Annotated in this window: 16 protein-coding genes; 6 read left to right on the top strand and 10 right to left on the bottom strand. The window is 62.2% G+C overall.

Annotation, left to right across the window (positions count from 1 at the left end):
* Window positions 1-46 precede the first annotated feature (46 nt).
* From ABDJ40_RS23000 to tetR, 4 genes are all read right to left on the bottom strand, one after another.
* On the bottom strand, window positions 47-316 hold the full coding sequence (locus tag ABDJ40_RS23000; RefSeq protein WP_347613227.1) for a hypothetical protein: 270 nt from the start codon (window positions 314-316) through the stop codon (window positions 47-49).
* Window positions 317-380: 64 nt separating this feature from the next.
* A complete protein-coding gene (locus ABDJ40_RS22995; protein WP_347613225.1) occupies window positions 381-971 on the bottom strand; it encodes a retron system putative HNH endonuclease in 591 nt (196 codons plus the stop codon).
* Between the two features lie 2 nt (window positions 972-973).
* Complete coding sequence (locus ABDJ40_RS22990; RefSeq protein WP_347613224.1) at window positions 974-2,407, bottom strand: AAA family ATPase; 1,434 nt, start codon at window positions 2,405-2,407, stop codon at window positions 974-976.
* 149 nt (window positions 2,408-2,556) lie between these two features.
* Complete coding sequence (tetR, locus tag ABDJ40_RS22985; protein WP_347613222.1) at window positions 2,557-3,189, bottom strand: tetracycline resistance transcriptional repressor TetR; 633 nt, start codon at window positions 3,187-3,189, stop codon at window positions 2,557-2,559.
* Between the two features lie 31 nt (window positions 3,190-3,220).
* Between tetR and tet the strand changes: the two genes are divergently transcribed.
* Window positions 3,221-4,450, top strand: a complete 1,230-nt coding sequence (gene tet / locus ABDJ40_RS22980; protein WP_347613221.1) for a Tet(A)/Tet(B)/Tet(C) family tetracycline efflux MFS transporter — start codon at window positions 3,221-3,223, stop codon at window positions 4,448-4,450.
* A 23-nt stretch (window positions 4,451-4,473) separates the two neighbouring features.
* On the opposite strand, the gene ABDJ40_RS22975 is transcribed toward tet, so the two are convergent.
* Together ABDJ40_RS22975 and ABDJ40_RS22970 are read right to left on the bottom strand one after the other, a co-directional pair.
* Entirely contained in the window at window positions 4,474-4,854 is a 381-nt protein-coding gene (locus ABDJ40_RS22975; RefSeq protein WP_347613219.1) for a hypothetical protein, read from the bottom strand.
* A gap of 251 nt (window positions 4,855-5,105) precedes the next feature.
* Complete coding sequence (locus ABDJ40_RS22970; RefSeq protein ID WP_347613217.1) at window positions 5,106-5,996, bottom strand: LysR family transcriptional regulator; 891 nt, start codon at window positions 5,994-5,996, stop codon at window positions 5,106-5,108.
* A 61-nt stretch (window positions 5,997-6,057) separates the two neighbouring features.
* On the opposite strand from ABDJ40_RS22970, the gene ABDJ40_RS22965 reads away from it, so the two are divergent.
* From ABDJ40_RS22965 to ABDJ40_RS22945, 5 genes are read left to right on the top strand one after another with little or no spacing between them, the layout of a single operon-like run.
* Window positions 6,058-7,098, top strand: a complete 1,041-nt coding sequence (locus ABDJ40_RS22965) for a Bug family tripartite tricarboxylate transporter substrate binding protein (RefSeq protein WP_347613215.1) — start codon at window positions 6,058-6,060, stop codon at window positions 7,096-7,098.
* A gap of 27 nt (window positions 7,099-7,125) precedes the next feature.
* Complete coding sequence (locus ABDJ40_RS22960; protein ID WP_347613212.1) at window positions 7,126-8,244, top strand: NAD(P)/FAD-dependent oxidoreductase; 1,119 nt, start codon at window positions 7,126-7,128, stop codon at window positions 8,242-8,244.
* Complete coding sequence (locus ABDJ40_RS22955) at window positions 8,225-8,548, top strand: (2Fe-2S)-binding protein (RefSeq protein ID WP_347613211.1); 324 nt, start codon at window positions 8,225-8,227, stop codon at window positions 8,546-8,548. Before ABDJ40_RS22960 ends, ABDJ40_RS22955 begins: the two co-directional genes overlap by 20 nt.
* On the top strand, window positions 8,545-9,954 hold the full coding sequence (locus ABDJ40_RS22950; protein ID WP_347613210.1) for an FAD-dependent oxidoreductase: 1,410 nt from the start codon (window positions 8,545-8,547) through the stop codon (window positions 9,952-9,954). The genes ABDJ40_RS22955 and ABDJ40_RS22950 overlap by 4 nt, the downstream gene beginning before the upstream one ends.
* Before the next feature lie 16 nt (window positions 9,955-9,970).
* Window positions 9,971-10,351: a RidA family protein gene (locus ABDJ40_RS22945; RefSeq protein ID WP_347613207.1), complete on the top strand. Its 381-nt coding sequence runs from the start codon at window positions 9,971-9,973 to the stop codon at window positions 10,349-10,351.
* 45 nt (window positions 10,352-10,396) lie between these two features.
* Here the strand turns inward: ABDJ40_RS22945 and ABDJ40_RS22940 are convergent, their stop codons facing one another.
* The 4 genes from ABDJ40_RS22940 to ABDJ40_RS22925 all read right to left on the bottom strand — a co-directional run bounded on the left by ABDJ40_RS22940 (window position 10,397) and on the right by ABDJ40_RS22925 (window position 17,400).
* Window positions 10,397-11,335, bottom strand: coding sequence for a DMT family transporter (locus tag ABDJ40_RS22940; RefSeq protein WP_347613205.1), 939 nt, complete (start codon window positions 11,333-11,335; stop codon window positions 10,397-10,399).
* Window positions 11,332-12,435, bottom strand: coding sequence for an NAD/NADP-dependent octopine/nopaline dehydrogenase family protein (locus ABDJ40_RS22935; protein WP_347613203.1), 1,104 nt, complete (start codon window positions 12,433-12,435; stop codon window positions 11,332-11,334). The genes ABDJ40_RS22940 and ABDJ40_RS22935 overlap by 4 nt, the downstream gene beginning before the upstream one ends.
* Before the next feature lie 638 nt (window positions 12,436-13,073).
* Window positions 13,074-15,851 (bottom strand): conjugal transfer protein TraG N-terminal domain-containing protein, encoded by a 2,778-nt coding sequence (locus tag ABDJ40_RS22930; RefSeq protein WP_347613201.1) that lies wholly within the window; start codon window positions 15,849-15,851, stop codon window positions 13,074-13,076.
* 73 nt (window positions 15,852-15,924) lie between these two features.
* Complete coding sequence (locus tag ABDJ40_RS22925) at window positions 15,925-17,400, bottom strand: conjugal transfer protein TraH (protein ID WP_347613199.1); 1,476 nt, start codon at window positions 17,398-17,400, stop codon at window positions 15,925-15,927.

Here is a 17,400-nt window from a genome sequence, read left to right as displayed (position 1 = left end):
GAAGCGAGCTGAACAAGCGCCGCGCTACAGTTGTCCACAGCCGGCATCAGCCGATGTCGGCCCCAAGCCCTGGGTCAAAGTTCAATCGGCAGGGTGGGTCAAATTTAGATCGGCGCCAACACTCCTTGATGATCCGCTGCAAGCGTGCCTCAAACCCATCGCGCGTGCGAGCCTCGATTTCAACGGTGACAGTCGCATCAACCCTACTATGTGCCGCAAAGTGCTGGATCGCCCCGTTGACGATGGTCGAAAAATCCGTCGTTGCCGTCGCGGCATCCATTTCCACCAGTCCAAAGAACCGGTTGGGGAGTGTCACCTAAGAAGTCGCCGCACTGTTTGCCTCAGACTTGAGGACTAGACATGGAAAACGCAGATCGGGCTTACACCACTGTGGCCAGCATGTGGCGGTACGGTGCGGATTGCAAAAAGGTATGGATATCGCCGGGCGTCTGCTGCAACACAACCAGGGCATTGCGAAGCCAACGTTGGCGTTCATCGACGAGATTGGGGTCGGTGTTCAGGCCCAGCATATCCCGCGTTTGACGCACGGGATGCCGTTGCTTTCGGGTCAGGCCGACAATGGGCTCGATGGTACCGTCAGTGGACAATGTCCACTGCGTATTGCAGCCAGGGCCAGGCTCGATGGGGAGCAGGCCATTGCCCTTTCTTTGGCCGCAGGTCTTTGGGTTGATGCAACTGTGGGCGTAGTTGGTGTAAACGAAACACAGGTGCGGGTGGCCATTGCCCCCCGCCTTGGGTTTGACGTGTTCAACCTGCCCGCCTGTTGGTTCCAACGGGCTTTCGCAATAAACACACAGGCCGTCCTGATCCTGATTCAGATCGGCTTTGACTGCGCGCTTGGCTGAGGCGAATGGCTCACTGTCAAAGTCGGCCACAGTAGCGCCTGGGTGGGCGGCTACAAAAGCAGTAAGCGCTGGCGTGGGGATTGCGCGGTGTTGCAGTTCCACCATGATCAATTCACCCCGCCTGCTTTTCGTGCAGCTAGGAAGCGCCAGGTGGTGAGGTCGCTTTCATGAAATTGGTAGCCCGCTTCATCCAACGCCGCTCGGAGGGTTTGGCCCTCTTCGGTCTGCTCTTGACCAACACGCACCAGTTGCTCGTAGCGCCGAATTTCCTCTTGCAGCGGCAGGGGGGGCTCCCGATGAGTGCCCATGATTTTGGCCAAGGCGTCACCCGACTCATGGGCCAGCGGGCTGAAATCCGGTGTGCGCACGCGCATGAGCCCGTTTTCGTCCTGATCAAGAACGCGGATGTTTTCACGCGGTACAGTGGTCAGCACCTGTGGGCTGTGCGTGGTGACGATGAACTGCGTTAACGGAAAGGTGCGCATCAAATCACCCAGCACGCGCTGTTGCCAGGTCGGGTGAAGGTGCAGGTCGATTTCGTCCACCAGCATGATGGCCGGTGCGCTCATGGCCAAGGCATGCTGGAAGGGCTCGAAGATGCCGGGGTCTTGGCCTTCCAACACAGAGACCACTTGCATGATCAGTTGCTGGTTTGCAAACTGATTGCCATGTTCAAGATGGGGGTTGGCAATGGCAAGTCGGCGTGCAAAGTCCATCGCAAGTGCCAACATGCTTTGGTAGCCTTGGCTGAGTTGGTTCACCAGCAGCTCGGCACCATCGCTGGACCGCTCCAACATGAACTTATGGCGTGCGTTGAAATGTGGGTTCCGGTAGGCTTCCCCTAGCAGGGAAACAACAGTGGCCCGCAACGCTTCCAGCGACTCCAAGGGTGTGTAGTCCTCACTGGTGACACCCTTATTTTTCCGAAGCTCGGCGGATTCTTCCTGATCAAACCACGCAAGCATCTCCCGGAAATTGCTGCGTGGGTTGAAGCAATCCACCAGTGCTGCCGTGGGGTGCTCATAATTGTGCTTCGCGGAGCGCAAGCGTTCGGGAACCTCGATATGACCTCGGCTCGCACCATAGTACGCAAAGACGGGCGTGAGTGCCGGAGTGTCCGTTTTGTAGCTGGCCGTGATGGCGTGCAGATGCTCTTTAAGCGCCGTCTCGCCCCATGTCTCGGCAGGCTTCTTGCCTTTGCCCCCGTCAGACGGGCGCCAGTAGTCCCATTGCAAGTCACCCCAGGTGGTGGACATGATTTGCGCGAAGTCAGCGGTGCTCCACTGCTCTCGCCCTCGCACTCGCACTCCCGTCGAAGACTGAATACGAAAATCCGCATCCTTGATACCGCGACCCGTTAAGCGCTGATCCGCAGAAGACAGGTGGGTGAGGACCGGGGTCAAACCACTGGCAATACCATCCAGTACCGCCGTTTTGCCCGCCCCGTTTTCACCCACAATCACTGTAAGGCGGGGGTGCAGGTCCAGTGTCAGGGACTCAAAGCAACGGAAATTTTTCAGCGTGACGGTCTTCAATCGCATGGCGCAGCCCTCAGTTCAAGCAAAGTTGCGGCCCCTGGATTGCCTCTGGCCTACTAGAATTTGCATAGCCTGATACTCTAACCCCACCGGCGATAGGATCTCCGGTCCGATGCCCCACTACTGCAAACGCTTGGCGGGTGCTCTCATCTTCAACGTAGTTGCGCCTTCGCGCCATCCACTAACAGGCGCAGGGCGCGTTCGAACACGGCGTCCGCGTTGCTACCCACAGTGGCAGCCCATCCGGCGGCCAGCAGCGGGTATTGCGCCATGCTGGGTGGCGCGACCTTGGCGGACGGTGGTGCATCCGGCTGCTGTATCGACTGCTCCTCCAACACCCAGCCAACAACGAAGCGCCCGATCGACATCAGCAGCAATGTGGCCGGGCCGGGCGCGAAGCCGGCCGCGCACAGCAGGCGAAGCCGGGCCTCGATCGATTCGCGCTGCGCCTCGCCGGGCCGCGTGCCGGCGTGCAGCCGCGCGCCATCGCGGTACGCCAGCAACGCTCGCCGGAAGCTGTGCCCATCGTCCATCAGCCAGTCCTGCCAGCGCTCCTGGGGGCCGGGCGCTAGCCGGGCACGGCTGTCCAGCATGACGGCCGCGGACATGGCGTCCAGCAGCGCGCCCTTGCTCTTGAAATGCCAGTACAGCGTGGGCGACTGCACGCCCAGCCGTTCGGCCAGCTTGCGGGTACTCAAGGCGTCGATGCCGATTTCGTTGAGCAGGTCCAGGGCCGCGCGCAGCACATCGTCGCGGTGGAGTCGGGTTCGGTCGGTCGCAGTCATACTCTATCAATGATAGGGAAATTCGGGCACAATGCACTCTATCAATGATAGGGAAATTGTGAATCGAGCCTTGACTGTCATTTTGTTGACGCTATTGCTGGACGCAGTGGGCATGAGCCTGGTGTTTCCCATCTTGCCTGGCCTGCTGCGCGAGTTGGCAGGCGCCGATGCCACTGCCCACCACTACGGTGCCTTGCTGGCCGTCTATGCAACCATGCAGTTTCTGTTCTCGCCGGTGCTGGGTGCCTTGAGCGACCGCTTCGGCCGCCGGCCGGTGCTGCTGGCCTCGCTGGCCGGCGCGGCGGCCGACTACGTGCTGATGGCGCTGGCGCCGAGCTTGGCGTGGCTGTACGTAGGTCGTGTGCTGTCCGGCATCACCGGCGCCAGCATGGCGGTTGGCACGGCTTACATCACCGATGTGACCGCCGAGCCGGATCGCGCGAGGCGCTATGGCCAGATGGGCGCGGCGATGGGCCTGGGTTTCGTCGTCGGGCCGCTGATCGGCGGTGGCCTGGGCGAGTGGTCGCTGCGCGCGCCGTTCCTGGCCGCAGCCGCCATGAATGCGCTGAACCTGCTGCTGGCCTGGCGCGCGCTGCCCGAGTCCAACCAGCATCGCGCAGTTCGGTTGGAGATAAGCAAGCTCAACGCGTTCTTGGCGCTGCATCGCCTGCAGGGCCGCCCGCCTTTGCTGCCACTCGTGGGCGTGTTTGCGGTCGTCGCGCTGGCGTCGCAGGTGCCGGGCGCGTTGTGGATCCTCTATGGGCAGGAGCGCTACGGCTGGACCGCCTGGGTGGCGGGGTTGTCGCTGGCCTGCTACGGCGGCCTGCATGCGGTCTCGCAAGCCTTTGTCACCGGGCCCCTGGTGGCCCGGCTCGGCGAGCAGCGTGCGCTGCTCGCCGGTATGGCGGCGGACGGGTTGGGCTTTGTCCTGATCGGCTTGGCCACAGTGGGCTGGATGCCGTTCGCGCTGCTGCCTCTGTTCGCTGCTGGAGGCCTGACCCTGCCGGCATTGCAGGCCATGCTGGCGCGCCAAGTGGATGCGCAGCACCAAGGCGAATTGCAAGGCACGCTGGCCAGCCTCAACAGCCTGATTGGCATTGGTGGGCCCCTCGCCGCGACCTCTGCGTTCGCGGTGACGCAGCAGTCTTCGCCCGGTGTGGTCTGGATTGCGGCGGCGCTGCTCTATCTGTTGGCGCTACCGCTGCTTTTCAGCCGGCGGGCACGAGGAGTCCATGCTCAGGCAGTAGAACTTCCCAGGTGAGGCGTCGGCTACTCGGGTGACTGTCAGGCGCCATTTGGGGTGACCTGGAAATCTCGCACCAGGGTTTGTCCCAGGCGATGGGCGAGCCTCAACGCTGAACGCGTGGTGAGATCAACCCGTCCACCAGCGGCTGCGGCGTCCATGGCAGCAGTTGCTGATCGGACGGTGAATGCAGCCGCAGCCATTTCCACAGAGGGGCGCTTCAGCAACAACGTGAGGCGCAGCGTCTCGATAGCTCTGTCGGCCTCACGCAGGTGCTCTTGCAGTTGCCTGCTCCAGGGCTTGGTGGCAGGAATGCTTTTACTCAGCGCGTGGAGCAGCTCGTCCAGTTGATTGATCAGCTGGGTGGTAACGTCCTCCGTCGGGAGGGACGGCGGTTGCTCAGTGGAAGCGTCTGTTTTCATGAAGATTTGCCCTGCACGGCATGTTCGACATCGAGACCATGACTCCTTGCTGCGCTGGAGATATGGCTCAAACGGCGATCGGGGAGCACTTGGGCATCGAGCCCTGATGGTATCCAGGTTCGGCTGGTCACTGCGCGGTTGCCCGCAGAGAACAAGGCGTAGCCTTGCAATCCCGCTTTCATGACGACTGTTCCCCCAAGTCCAGCGGCGCTATTGGACTCTCGCCGAGCATCACGGAAGGGTCTTCGGCCTCAGGTGTCGAGCCCAGTTCCGAGAAACTGCAGCAGGTCCTTTGCCGCCCCGTTGAGCCGGGTGTCGCCCATGGCAAGAGCGACGATCTTGTAGGGCAGGGATGGAGCAAGCGGTAGAACAACGCCCCCGTTCGTCCTGTGGACCGCCCCGGTGAATGGATCCACCACCGAAATGCCCAGGCCTCGCAGCACGAGCTGGCTGGCCGAGAAAGAGTGCGACACCTCGCCGATGACATCAAGCTCCAGGCCCAGGGCGCTCAGCCGCATGTTGAGTTGGCGCTGTAGCGACGCGGTCGTGCTCACGAAGGGTCGGCCGGCCAATTGCTCCAGATTGACCTGACGCCAGGCTGCCGGAAAATCTCCGGCTCTCGCAATACAAACACAGTCCCCTTCAAACTCCGCCACCGTTTCGAGACCTCCTGTCACGAGGCCGTCGGCGACAAAACCCAGGTCCGCCTGCCTGTTGCGCACGGCATTGGACACATCCAGCGAGGGGATGACGCTGAAGCTCACAAACACGTCAGGGTGCCGGTCGCGAAGAAACTCGATCGCACTGGGCATGATGGAATGCCCGATGGCGGGCATGGCGCAGATGGAAAGATGCCCCATCCTCTGCTTGCGCAACTGCTCCGAGAAGCGCGCAATATCCCTCAACCCGATATACGACTCCTCGATTTTGGCAATCAGTGCGAGCGCTTCCGCTGTCGGACGCACGGTACGTCCATGCTTGGCGAAAAGCTGGTATCCGAGCGATTTCTGCAAATCTGATATCAGTCGGCTGACTGACGACTGCGACATATTCAGCGCCTCGCCCGCTGCACTGAAGCCACCGTGATCAATCGCTGCGCGGAAGGCCTCGATCATTTGATGAGTAGGTATCTTGGGTTGCATTTGTTGTTGATTTCAATTGCGCAACCCATAGCATCCGCGGATGGATTCATGCGGAGATGCCATGGATTCGTTCATCGTTCCTTCATACGATTGGTCAACCACACAGAACTGGATGACCATGAAACTCCTACCCACGCTCAATCGTACCTTCACCCTGTGTTTTCTGACATGGGTTGCGACCTTTGCTCAGGGCGCATCTGCAGGGTATCCGGAGAAGCCCATTCGCATCGTGGTTCCCGCAGCTGCGGGCGGCGCGGCCGACACGGTGGCCCGAATCATTGGGACGGCCCTTTCGCAGCGGCTAGGGCAACCGGTTGTCATCGACAACAAACCAGGAGCTTCGGGAGCGATAGGCCTTGACGCGGTGGCCAAGGCAGCCCCCGACGGCTATACCCTCGGCGCGAACAACGTGACGAACTTCAGCATGGCGCCGCACGTGGTCAAAACCATCCCCTACAGCACGGCCACCGACTTCTCCCCGATCGCCATGAATGCGACCAGCGCCTACCTGCTGGGCGTCCCGGCGAGCTTGCCCGTCAAATCTGTGCCGGAGCTTGCCGCCTATGCCAAACGCAGCACTGGGGCTGTTTTCTTTGGCTCATCGGGAAATGGCTCCTCGCTTCATATCGTGATGGAGTTGATTCGTTCTAGCGCGAATATTCCAGCGACGCACGTTCCCTACAAGAGCTCGCCGGCTGCAGAAATGGATCTGATAGGCGGCCAGATTCAAATGATGGTGGACAACTTCAGCTCGATGGCACCCAACGTCAGATCGGGCAAGGTCCGGGCGTTGGCAGTCACCTCCGCGAAACGCTCCCCGCTCTTGCCTGACGTCCCCACCGTTGGGGAAATGGGTATGAAGGCGGCAGAAGCTGAATCTTGGACTGGCATCGTGGGGCCCGCAAAAATGCCGGCAGAGATCGTTCAGAAGCTGAATACGGAAATCAATCACGTGCTCGCTGATCCGAAGGTGAAGAAGCAACTGCTGGATGTCGGTACCGATGCCAAGACGATGAGCGTGGCTGAATTCGCGGGCTTCATCAAGGCTCAGGATGCCAAATGGAGCGCTGTCATCAAGCAATCCAATATCACGGCCGATTGATGGTGTGTTCGCTATCTGTATCGAATCATGAGTGCTTCAAAAGCCACTGATTTTCTTGTCGTCGGCGGCGGCGTGATGGGTCTGTCCATCGGATACGGACTCGCTATCGCAGGCGAAACCGTGCGGGTCCTGGATGAGGGCGATATTGCATTCCGTGCCTCGCGCGGAAATGGCGGCCTGATCTGGGTGCAGGGCAAAGGCGTCGGCAAGCCGGCCTACGCCAGTTGGACGATGGCCGCAGTGAAGCGCTGGCCCGAGTTCGCGGCACGGCTGTTTGACGAGACCGGCGTCGACGTCGAGCTGTCGCAGATTGGCGGGCTCCACATCTGCTTGAGCGACGCGGAACTGGCGAACCGAGTCAAGGGGATGGAGTCCTTGCGGGCTGCGTTGGACGACTACCCCTATGAGGTGCTCGACCGCGCCGAGCTGGCGAAGCTCTGTCCCATGATCGGCCCTGAGGTCGTGGGTGGCATGTTCTGCCCCCTGGACGGGCACGTGAGCCCCTTGCGTTTGCTGCGCGCCCTGGTGGCTGGCTTCAAGAAGGCTGGAGGGCTGTTGATGGTGGATGCGGCTGCAACCGAGATCTCCCACGGGCAGGGGCTCTTCACGGTGAAGACGAAGCGCGGAGAGTTCTCCGCGACGCGCATCGTGCTGGCGTCGGGCCTCGGCAATCTCGCCCTGGCGCCCCAACTGGGTATGAATGCCCATGTGGAGCCCATCCGCGGGCAGATGCTGGTCACGGAGCGCGTGCAGCCCTTCCTTCGGCATCCATGGCATGCGATCCGGCAGACACGAGAAGGTGTCGTTCAACTCGGCGCCTCGAAGGAGGATGTCGGCTTTGACGACGGGACCTCATTAGATGGCCTAGCAGCGATCACGCAGCGTGCCATCCGATGCTTTCCGCTGCTGGCCCAAGTGAATGTGGTGCGGTCCTGGGGGGCACTGCGCCCCATGACACCGGACGGCTACCCCCTCTACCAGCAGTCGGCCACGCACCGAGGCGCCTTCGCGGTCAACTGCCACAGCGGCATCACCTTGGCGTCGGAGCACGCAGGAGGACTTGTGGACTGGCTGCGTGGCCGGGTGGCTCCCGCTGCAATTTCTGAATTCAATGAGGAACGCTTCAATGTTCAAACAGCTCAATAGCGAGGCCGACGAAGCGCAGCGGATCAAGCTCGTGGTCAACGAGCAAGAGGTGGTGGTGAGCGCTGGCCAGACCTTGGCCGTCGCACTGCTCAGCAGCCCGTGCAGCCTCGGCAAGCGGACACCATTTCGGCGATCGGCGGTATCGGGGCAGCCCAGGGCCCCGCTGTGCCTGATGGGGACCTGCTTTGAGTGCCTGGTGGAGCTCGATGGCCAGCCCAATGTCCAGGCTTGCATGGTGACCGTGGCGCCCGGCATGCGCGTGAGGCTCCAGGCCGGCGCACGCCACATCGAGGTCTCAGCATGACGGTGCCGTTCTACGATATCGCCGTGATCGGGGCAGGGCCTGCTGGGATCTCTGCCGCGACGACGGCGGCTGATCTGGGGTTGAAGGTCTTGCTCCTGGATGAGCAGGCCCAAGCTGGCGGGCAGATCTACCGCAATGTGGCGAATGCCAGCCAGGCGGTGATGGGCATTCTGGGCAGTGCGTACAGCTATGGTCGCGTCCTCACGTCTCGGCTGGCCGTTTCCAACGTGGAGTGCCTCTTTGGTGCCCTGGTATGGGACGTGGACGAGGCGTTGACTCTCGCGGTGCAGCAAGCCGGCCGGTCGTTCAAGGTTCGAGCCGGCCACTTGATCATCGCGACGGGCGCGGTGGAAAGGGCTTCGCCGATGCCGGGCTGGACGCTGCCTGGCGTGATGAATGCAGGAGCCGCCCAGATAGCCATGAAGTCGTCGGCGGCAATTCCCTCTGGGAAGGTGGTGCTTGCAGGTGGTGGCCCGCTGTTGCTGCTCGTGGCTAGCCAATTGCAGAAGGCCGGTGCGAATGTGGCGGGCCTGGTTGAGACCTCGCCCGGTGGCAACCGTTGGCAGGCGGCCCGGCACTTGCCGGCGGCCCTTGGGGCCTGGGACTACCTGGCCAAAGGGGCCTCGATGGTGCGCCACTTGCGCAAGGCACGGGTGCCTTGGTTCAAGGAAGCCACCGAACTTCGCGCTGAAGGCGTCGAACGCGCAACAGCCTTGGCCTTCACTTCCAAGGGAAGAGGGCACAGGCTAGAGGCCGATCTGGTGCTTGTGCATCACGGGGTCGTGCCGAACACCCAGCTGACACGCCTACTGAGGCTGGAGCACGACTGGAACCCGGTTCAGCTCGCGTGGAGCGTCAGAACCGACCCCTGGGGTGCGACTTCGCGCGCCGGGGTCAGCGTCGCTGGCGACGGCGTCGCTATTGCCGGAGCGTTGGCTGCTGAACATGCGGGAGCCATTGCGGCCTTGGGTGCTGCCCAGGTGCGCGGCTTCGTCTCCGTGGCTGAGCGCGATCAAAGAGCACGCCCGCACCAACAGGCGCTGGCGCGGGAGCTGCTGGTGCGTCCCCTGTTGGACACCCTGTACCGCCCGCCATCGTGGCTGCAACAGCCTGCCGATGACACCCTGGTTTGTCGATGCGAGGAGGTGAGCGCGGGGCGGATCCGAGAAATGGCGCAGCTCGGGTGCCATGGGCCCAACCAGATGAAGTTCATGAGCCGCTGCGGCATGGGCCCTTGCCAGGGCAGGGTGTGTGGGCTGGCGGTCACGCAGATCTTGGCCGATGCCTTGGGCAAGCCACCGCAGGAGATCGGTGCCTACCGCATCAGGACACCGCTCAAGCCCATCCCGCTGGCCTCGCTTGCCAACATTGCCACCGCTGAAGACGTGTCAACGCCCCAGCCCTAGAGACAGGGAAGATTTGATGAATGAAATTTCAAGATTCGCCGCCAATGAACGAGCCAGCCGGGCTGTGGTGTGCAATGGGATGGTTTTCCTCGCCGGATGTACGGCGGAAGACCGCAGCCAGGATATCCTGGGCCAGACCGCACAGGCCCTGGCCAAGGTCGATCACTGGCTCTCGGTTGCCGGGACGGACCGCAGCCGCTTGCTCACCGCTCAGGTTTTCCTCAAGGACATCAAGAGGGACTTCAAGGGCATGAACGAGGTGTGGGATGCCTGGACCGTCAAGGGGGCAGCTCCAACGCGGGCGACGGTACAGGCTGACATGGCTTCCGAGGAGACGTTGGTGGAAATCGTTGTTTCTGCGGCTCTTGGGTCTGTGGTCGCTTCGTCGATGGCTTGATGGTCGTGGTGGCCTTGGTGGCCTTGGTGGTCGAAGCTGGCGCCGTCACCGCACACGCCGCTTCGAGGCCATTCTGATCGCGCTGCGGGCAATGGCGCGTGGATTGGAAGGAAGCAGAGGCAGCAGCCCGGCGCCAACGATGATTGCGATCCCGATCCACTCCATCATCGCTGGAGTGTCTCCCCATGCGAGGTAGCCGATCAGGAGTGAGCTCAACAAAGTGGCGTACTCGACTGGAGCGAGGAGCGAAGCCGGTGCGAGGCGGTAGGCCCGAGTCACCAGCATCTGGGCAATGCCGCCCAGCAACCCGATGGCCACCAATTTTGCGGCGTCGACGACGTTCGGGATGACGACACCGTAGGTCAGCGACATGGCCCCCACGACGATACCGAACACGGTGTAGTGGAAGGCGATGGCGAAGTCCGGCTCGGTGGTCGACATCTGGCGGATGTAGATCAGAGAGGCTGCGGAAGCGATGGCGCCCAGCACGCCCAGCAGCTTGCCCAAGGGCAGCCCAGCGGAAAAATCTGGCCGCACCACGGTGAGTACGCCGAAGAATCCGAGCCCCACCGCGATCCAGCGCCGCGGCGAGACCTGTTCTTGCAGGAGCGTGGTCGACATCACGGTGATGAACAACGGTGCGGCGTAGGTCAGGGCCACGGCGGTCGAAAGCGGCAACATCGTCACGGCGGAGAAGCTGAAGAACAGCGCTAGCGTTCCCGCGATAGCGCGACGCATGTGCAGAAGCGGGTGCTTTGTTTTGAGTTCGGCCCACTTCCCTTGAGAGTGCACGAGCCAGGTGATGGGAACCAAGGCGAAGAGGTTGCGGGCGAAGACGATTTCGCCGATGGGGTAGCGACTCCCCAGCGCCTTGACCAGTGCGAACATGCCAGCCAGCACGAGCGAAGAAGCGAGTCGGTAGGCAATCCCTTTCAGGGCAGATGGTGAACCTCGGCGTGCATTGATCCCGGCGCGCCCGCTCATGAGGCCTGAAGGGACGCTCGCTCCACCACGGAACGGGGGGCGCCCACGAGCTCCAGGATGTCCTCCTTTTCCAGAAGGTGCAGGCCAAGCTTGCGCAGCGTGCGGCCGGTCCGCAGGTAGTCGGTCCCCTTGGCAAGGGATGCCAGGTGGATGACCGAGCGTATGGTCCGGCACTCGATACCCGCCTTGCGTCCCAGTTCGTACCAGGGGACCAGCACATAGGGAACGTCCTGGGAGATGAAGCGATGCTCCAGCGTTGCGGGTGCGACCTTGTTCATGTTGTGCTCGATGCTGTGCGCTGCGAACGTTGCCAGATCGGCGTAGCTTCCCCCGTAGAAGTCGTTCATCACGTCGATGGTGGCCGGCAAATCCAGACCGAACGCCTGGGCGACCTGCAGGCGCTCCTGGTCGACCTGCTCCATGACGGTTGCGACCGACTTGCTCATGCCTTGGCGGTAAAAGTAGAAGTCCCCTTTGGTTGACTCAATCCATCCCAGGTTCAGCAGGGTCGGTGTCGGGTGGATGACGCCCGTGATGCACGAGAGGCCGACCTCGATCACGTTGCCAAGCCACGTCAAAGGCATGGAGAACAGTTGGGCAACTTCCAGGCGCAGTGGCCCGATCGAATCAGGAGCTAGCGCTGCAATGGTCATCCGGGATTTGATCCCCAGGATCCGCACCAGTGCGTTCTCGACGCGGGAGGCGTAGGGCGACGAGCTTGTCTCCAGCAGCGCCTTGGCGCGGAGTGATCGTCGGGCTGCCAGGCTGAAGAAGTTGCCCGTGACGCAGATGACCACGTGCTGGCTCAGATCGAAAGGCGCAAGCTGCTCAATGATGTCGTCGTGGCCATAGGCCGGAACGGTGATGATGAGGTAGCGGGAGAACTGAACCGCCTTCTCAAGATCCATGCTCAACTCGGGTGCGAAGGTTCCTTCGATCTTGATGGCGGACTGCAACCCACCGGCTTCATGGATGGCCCGCAGGTTGCGCGCATGCTCTGGATGCGAATACAGCAGGACTCGACTGCCGCGGTGGAGCAGGTCAGCCGCGAAAGCGCAGCCGCAGTGGCCCGCTCCGATGATGGAGACAGGGAAGTCCATGTCAATTCTCCCGTGTTGATGGTCGAGTGATAGGTTTGGCGCGTTTACGCCCCGCATACCGAGTTGATGCCAAGGAGCGCGAGGCGCTCGTTGATATCTGCATAGGGCGAAGGAGGATTGCGCCTCTTGGGCGCTCATCACCGCATGAGCTCGGCGCAGTATTGGGTGGAGGTCCTTCTCGGACAACTACCCTTTAAGGTAGCTGGATGCCGAGGCTGCACGCAGGGGCGGCTGCTTGCAACGCAGCTGCTTTCTGGAAGGTTGTGCCTCTAGCGTCCTCGCATGGGTCGGAACACAAGCGGCGCAGCGCTTGTGTTCCAGCCGAATCGGAGTACGCTCATTGAAGGGGGTAGCAGCCGTGAGAAAGTTCTTTGCTCTGGTCTTCTTGTCGATCGGGATCGGGATCGGTGTCTTCGTGACCGTGGCTGGAAAGGGTAGCTGGGGGGAGGGTGTTGTTGTGGTCGGGCTCTGTTTGCTGTTCACAGCTCCCGTCGCCGGTGCAATTGCCGGGATTGGCGACCGCCCTGGTCGGAGTCGACGGTGGACTCGCTGGACAAAGGGGGGAAGTGGCTTGCACTCGAGAGGCCTATTCAAGGGCGATGCCCCCATTCGCCGGTGGGACCGTTAGAGTGGGCACTTCATTTGCGTTTTAGCAAGTCCTTCACGGAGCCTTTTAGCTCCTCTACCGTGGAGCTCCCGTCCTTGTAGACCTGCTTTGAAGATCGCCAGAAAAGCGATTTCTTTGATGCAAGCGTGCCGTCATCCGTCTTGACTATCTCGGCCTTGCTATCGAATCCTCTATCGCGTTCTGCGGTTTGCTCTCGAATCTGTGCTGAGACTTGTCCGATTTCCTGCCGCACGCGAGAGGGAGCTTGCGCCTGCTGCGCTTCTGAACGGGTGGGCTTGCCATCGAATGCAGACGTCGAGCGCTCGTGATCTCGGCGAACGCCTGAAAGATCTGGCGAGAACTCGGGTCCCATCGACTGCCGCTGATGAAGGGCCCGCACGTCCTCGAAAGATGCGGGGAGACCGCTACCTCCCGACAATACCCGGTTGGGGCTCTGTGACTGCCGCGCGAGCTCGGCCGACATCAGGGTGTGCGCGGCGGCGCTGTCACCGCCATAGGTCTGGGCGTAGCGCAGGAACATCGCCATGTTGTGGGGGTCCTGTGCCATGTCGATTGCGATGACCTCGCCCTTCATGAAGGCTGTCGAAACTTGGTTTGCGACGCTGATCCGGTTGGAGAGGGCCGCTTCAGCACGCTCCGATCGTGTCTGGGCCGTGCCCAGGCGAGAGGACATCTCTCGCGCCTCCCTGGAGTCTTCCGATAGGGCCCGCACATAGCTGTTGTCTTTGGAGACGCGGTCACCGAATTGCTTGAACGCCGTCAACTGATCGCCTGTCAAGCTGGCCAGCGCTTTTTGCTCTTGGGCTGAAAGGCTGGAGAGATAGGACTTCTCCCCGCTGGCTTGAACGCTCCCGCCGACGTACTTGAAGTCCAGCCCGAGATGAGCTGCCGCCCCAAAGGCCAAGCGAGCGACCTGGGCTTGACTCAGTCCCGTGGATTCAGAGACGGTCTGGACGACCTGGTCGAGCTTGTTCAGCGTTTCGCCTACTTGCTCGAAGCTGCTTGAGTTGGAGCCGCTGCTGTTGCGCACGGAGCGCAGCGTCCCGAGCCCTCGCGAGAACACCTCAGTGAGCGCGGCCGAGCGCTCGGCACTGGCCACCACGGCCTCATTGCGAGCCGCATCCACCTGTTGGCTGGCCTGCAGAACGTCCTGCTCGGACACGCGCACAGAAACCACGCGCGATGCAAACCCCTGGTTGCGCAGCAGGCTGACTGCGGAGCGGCCGGTCGCGGCACTCGCTGAAAAGGTGTCGCCGGTGGTGTCGCTCTGCCAGCTGCTCATGAAAGAGGAGGTGCGGTTGGGCGCCAGTTGCAACTGGTCCATCGACACGTTACCCAGGCTGTTGTTGCCCAGGGCTGCGGAGCCTGTCGAAGAGCCCACCATGGACTGCAGCCCGGTGATGCCACCCACGATCGCTGATCCGAAGCTCTCCATCCGCTTCAGCGCAGCCCAGGCGAGGAAGGGGATGCTGATGGAGAGATAGCCGACGATTGCTTCGCCCGAGATCGTCCGCGAGTAGATGCTGGAAGCGGTCTGCAACGTCAGACCCTTGAGCCCTGTGCCCAGGTCGGCCGCCGCAGCGATATCGTAGGCGGCGTAGATCGACGCCATGTAGTTCAGCACCGCGTATAGAGGTGGCCAAAGCTGAATCCAGATGAGGACGTTGGCATAGCCCTTGAAAGCAAGCAGCGTTTCACGGCCGCTGGTGAGCAACAGCAGGAGGACCAGCAGGGGAAAAAGTGCGTAGGTCACTGCCTCGATGACGTTGCGAAACACCGGCAGCGCCTGCTCCGCCACCTTGCCCGCATTGATCCAGGCTGCATTCTGCTGTGCGACACCTTGGGCACGGCCCATGGCCAAGACCACGGAAGCCGGATCGTTGATCTTCTGCCCCACGAGTTTGCCGGTGTCCGCGATCGCGTTGAGCATGGCGTTCTGGCGGATCAGGTCTGCAGCCGTCGCTGAGGCCGTGGCAATGCTGTTCTTCAGGTAGGCCTGTTGAATTTGCCCGGCGATGGCGGCTGCTGCTGCGGCACCCGGCAGCGTCGGGTTGAGCTGGAAGGCCAACTGCCCTTGAATTTTAGAGAGTTGGGCCGGCAAGCGGCCGTTGAGGTTTTGGTAGGCGGTCGGGCAGGTTTCGATCGTGCTGCTGGAGGTGGCCGTGAGTGGCGTGAACCGAGCGGGGTTTGGCCTGGCCATCAGGGGCCAGACGTCGTCTGAGGTCGAGAAGTCGTTAGGCGCAAGGGTGCCATCCAGCAAGTCGTAGGTGGTGCAGTTATGGATGAAGTTGACCAAGTCCATGCGAAAGTTCGGATCCTGGAAGACAACGTTGCTGGTCTCTCGGATCAGGCGGCTCCCGAACATCAGGCCGTTGCGCTCGTAGGCGAGTTCGGCGGGCAACGCGCCTGTGCCCGGGATGGTCTGGAACGTGGTCTCGAAGAGCCCGGTGAGCGTATGCCCGATGGTGCTGGTGAGGCTGCCCAGCAATGCGGCGCCAAAGGGCACGTTGTCGACCACCTGAACCGGGCTGCTGCCCGTCTTGTCGACGATGCCCACCGTCACCTTGGGCACGATCAGAAGCGAGAAGACCAGCATGACCGAGCCGAGCCACTTCCAGCCCTGCAGCTTTTCTGGGGCGAAAGCGTAGGCGATCAGTGCTGCGACGAAGCCGCAGAAGGCGACTGCGGCGATCGCCGACTTGTAGTCGCCTGCGGCGTGGACGGCGGCCGCGGCGTTGAAGATGCCGAACAGGCTGGCCGAATTTTGATAGGCGTAGATCTCCCACATCGCGCAGCCTCCGGAGGATTTGGTTTAGCAGCGTTGGTGCACCGCAAGGAGTAGGGTGGGAAGCTGTGGCGCGTCAGCGGGCGATGTAGGCCGCCTGCTGCCCCAGCATGTCCATCACATGCCGGGGCATGCTGGAGCGCAGTTGGCGCTCCAGCTCTTCGAGATGGCTGGCCACGGCCCGGAAGGAGCCCACCTTCTGATAGAGGGCGCTTTTCTCCTGCGCAATCTGGGAGAGCATCAGCAGCGCGCGCTGGCGGATGTCGCGGGCCTGCTCGCGCTGGGTCTGCTGCAAGGTGTAGTCCTTGTCCAGGGCGGCCAAGCCCAGGCGCAGGTTGCGCTCCAAGAACACGTAGGCGTAGTCGGCGGCGATCAGGTCGCGGTACTGCGCGATCAAGCTGTCGGCAAGGCCCGAGCCGGGGATGCTCGTGCCGATGGAGAGCATCTTGTAGACCGGCTCGGTGGTCTGGTTGACGAAGCCCACCTCGGGCGAGTTGTTCGGGATTGCGATGCGCGAGGCGATCTTCTCCGCGATCGAGCGCATCAGAGTCTCGACTTTCGCCGTGAAGGGGGTGTGGTTGTAGCCCGTGTTGACGGTGACGGCGTCACAGGCTGAGAAGTCGTTGCAGCGCAGAAGGTGCTGGACCACGTTGCTGCCCGTGCCGGGGGCCTGCCCGTAGAGCAACTGGCTGATGGAGGTGAGCGTCGGAGCGACGGTCTCGGGATCGCGGCCGGACTCCTCGGGGTAGTAGACCACCGTGCCCACGATGCTCATGATCAGCTCGCGTTCGCTGTCGTCCAGTGCGGTCCCCGTCTTTTGCAAGGCCTTCCAGGTCAGGTTTCCGACGAAGGGGGCCTTGTTCCTGACGTTGGCGTCCCCAGAGCTGCGGGCAGAGGCGAGGATGCTGGGCCGGTCGCTGGCGCAGCGCCGACGCGCCGCATCCCGATCACTCTCCATGCCCATGGACATGGCGAGATCGGCACAACTCTCTTGGGAGCTGAAGCCGATGGACTCCGCAGCGGTGCTCACGATCGCCTTGGCCGTTTCGCACGAGTTGATGCGCGCGTTGTTGATCCAGGTCTCCAAGCCCTTGGCCCATTTGGTGAGCCCGCCCAGCAAAGGCGAGACGGCTTCGAGGGCCAGCTGGAAGGCGATGCCGGGGAGGGCCGCCGTGATGTTCTTGAGCATGTTCTTGAACTCCGCGGCCGAGATGTGGCTGAAGCTGCCGCCGAAGATGTCGATGCCGCCGCAGCCCGCCTTGGCGCTGGGGAACTGGATGGCGGCGAGTTGATACACCTTGTTCGGGGTGCGCATCATGAGGTTGCCGCCGGTGTAGGTGTTGTAAGCCTGGCCCCGAAAGGCGCCTGGCGCGGTGTAGTTGCCGACGGCGCCCAGGCTGTTGAACATGTTGTTGACCTCGGTGTTGAGGTCTCCAGCCTGTAGCGGCGAGGCCGTGATCAGCAGCGCCATGGAGATGGCAATGGCCGTGAATCGGCGGGCTGGAAGCCGACCTGCTTCGTTATGGCCGGTGGTTGCTTGGATCCGAATCAT

It is taken from the genome of Roseateles flavus (assembly GCF_039872765.1).
GTDB classification, from domain to species: domain Bacteria; phylum Pseudomonadota; class Gammaproteobacteria; order Burkholderiales; family Burkholderiaceae_C; genus Roseateles_B; species Roseateles_B flavus.
The sequence above is the reverse complement of the archived record's forward strand: the minus strand, read 5'-3'. Positions and strand labels throughout refer to the sequence as shown.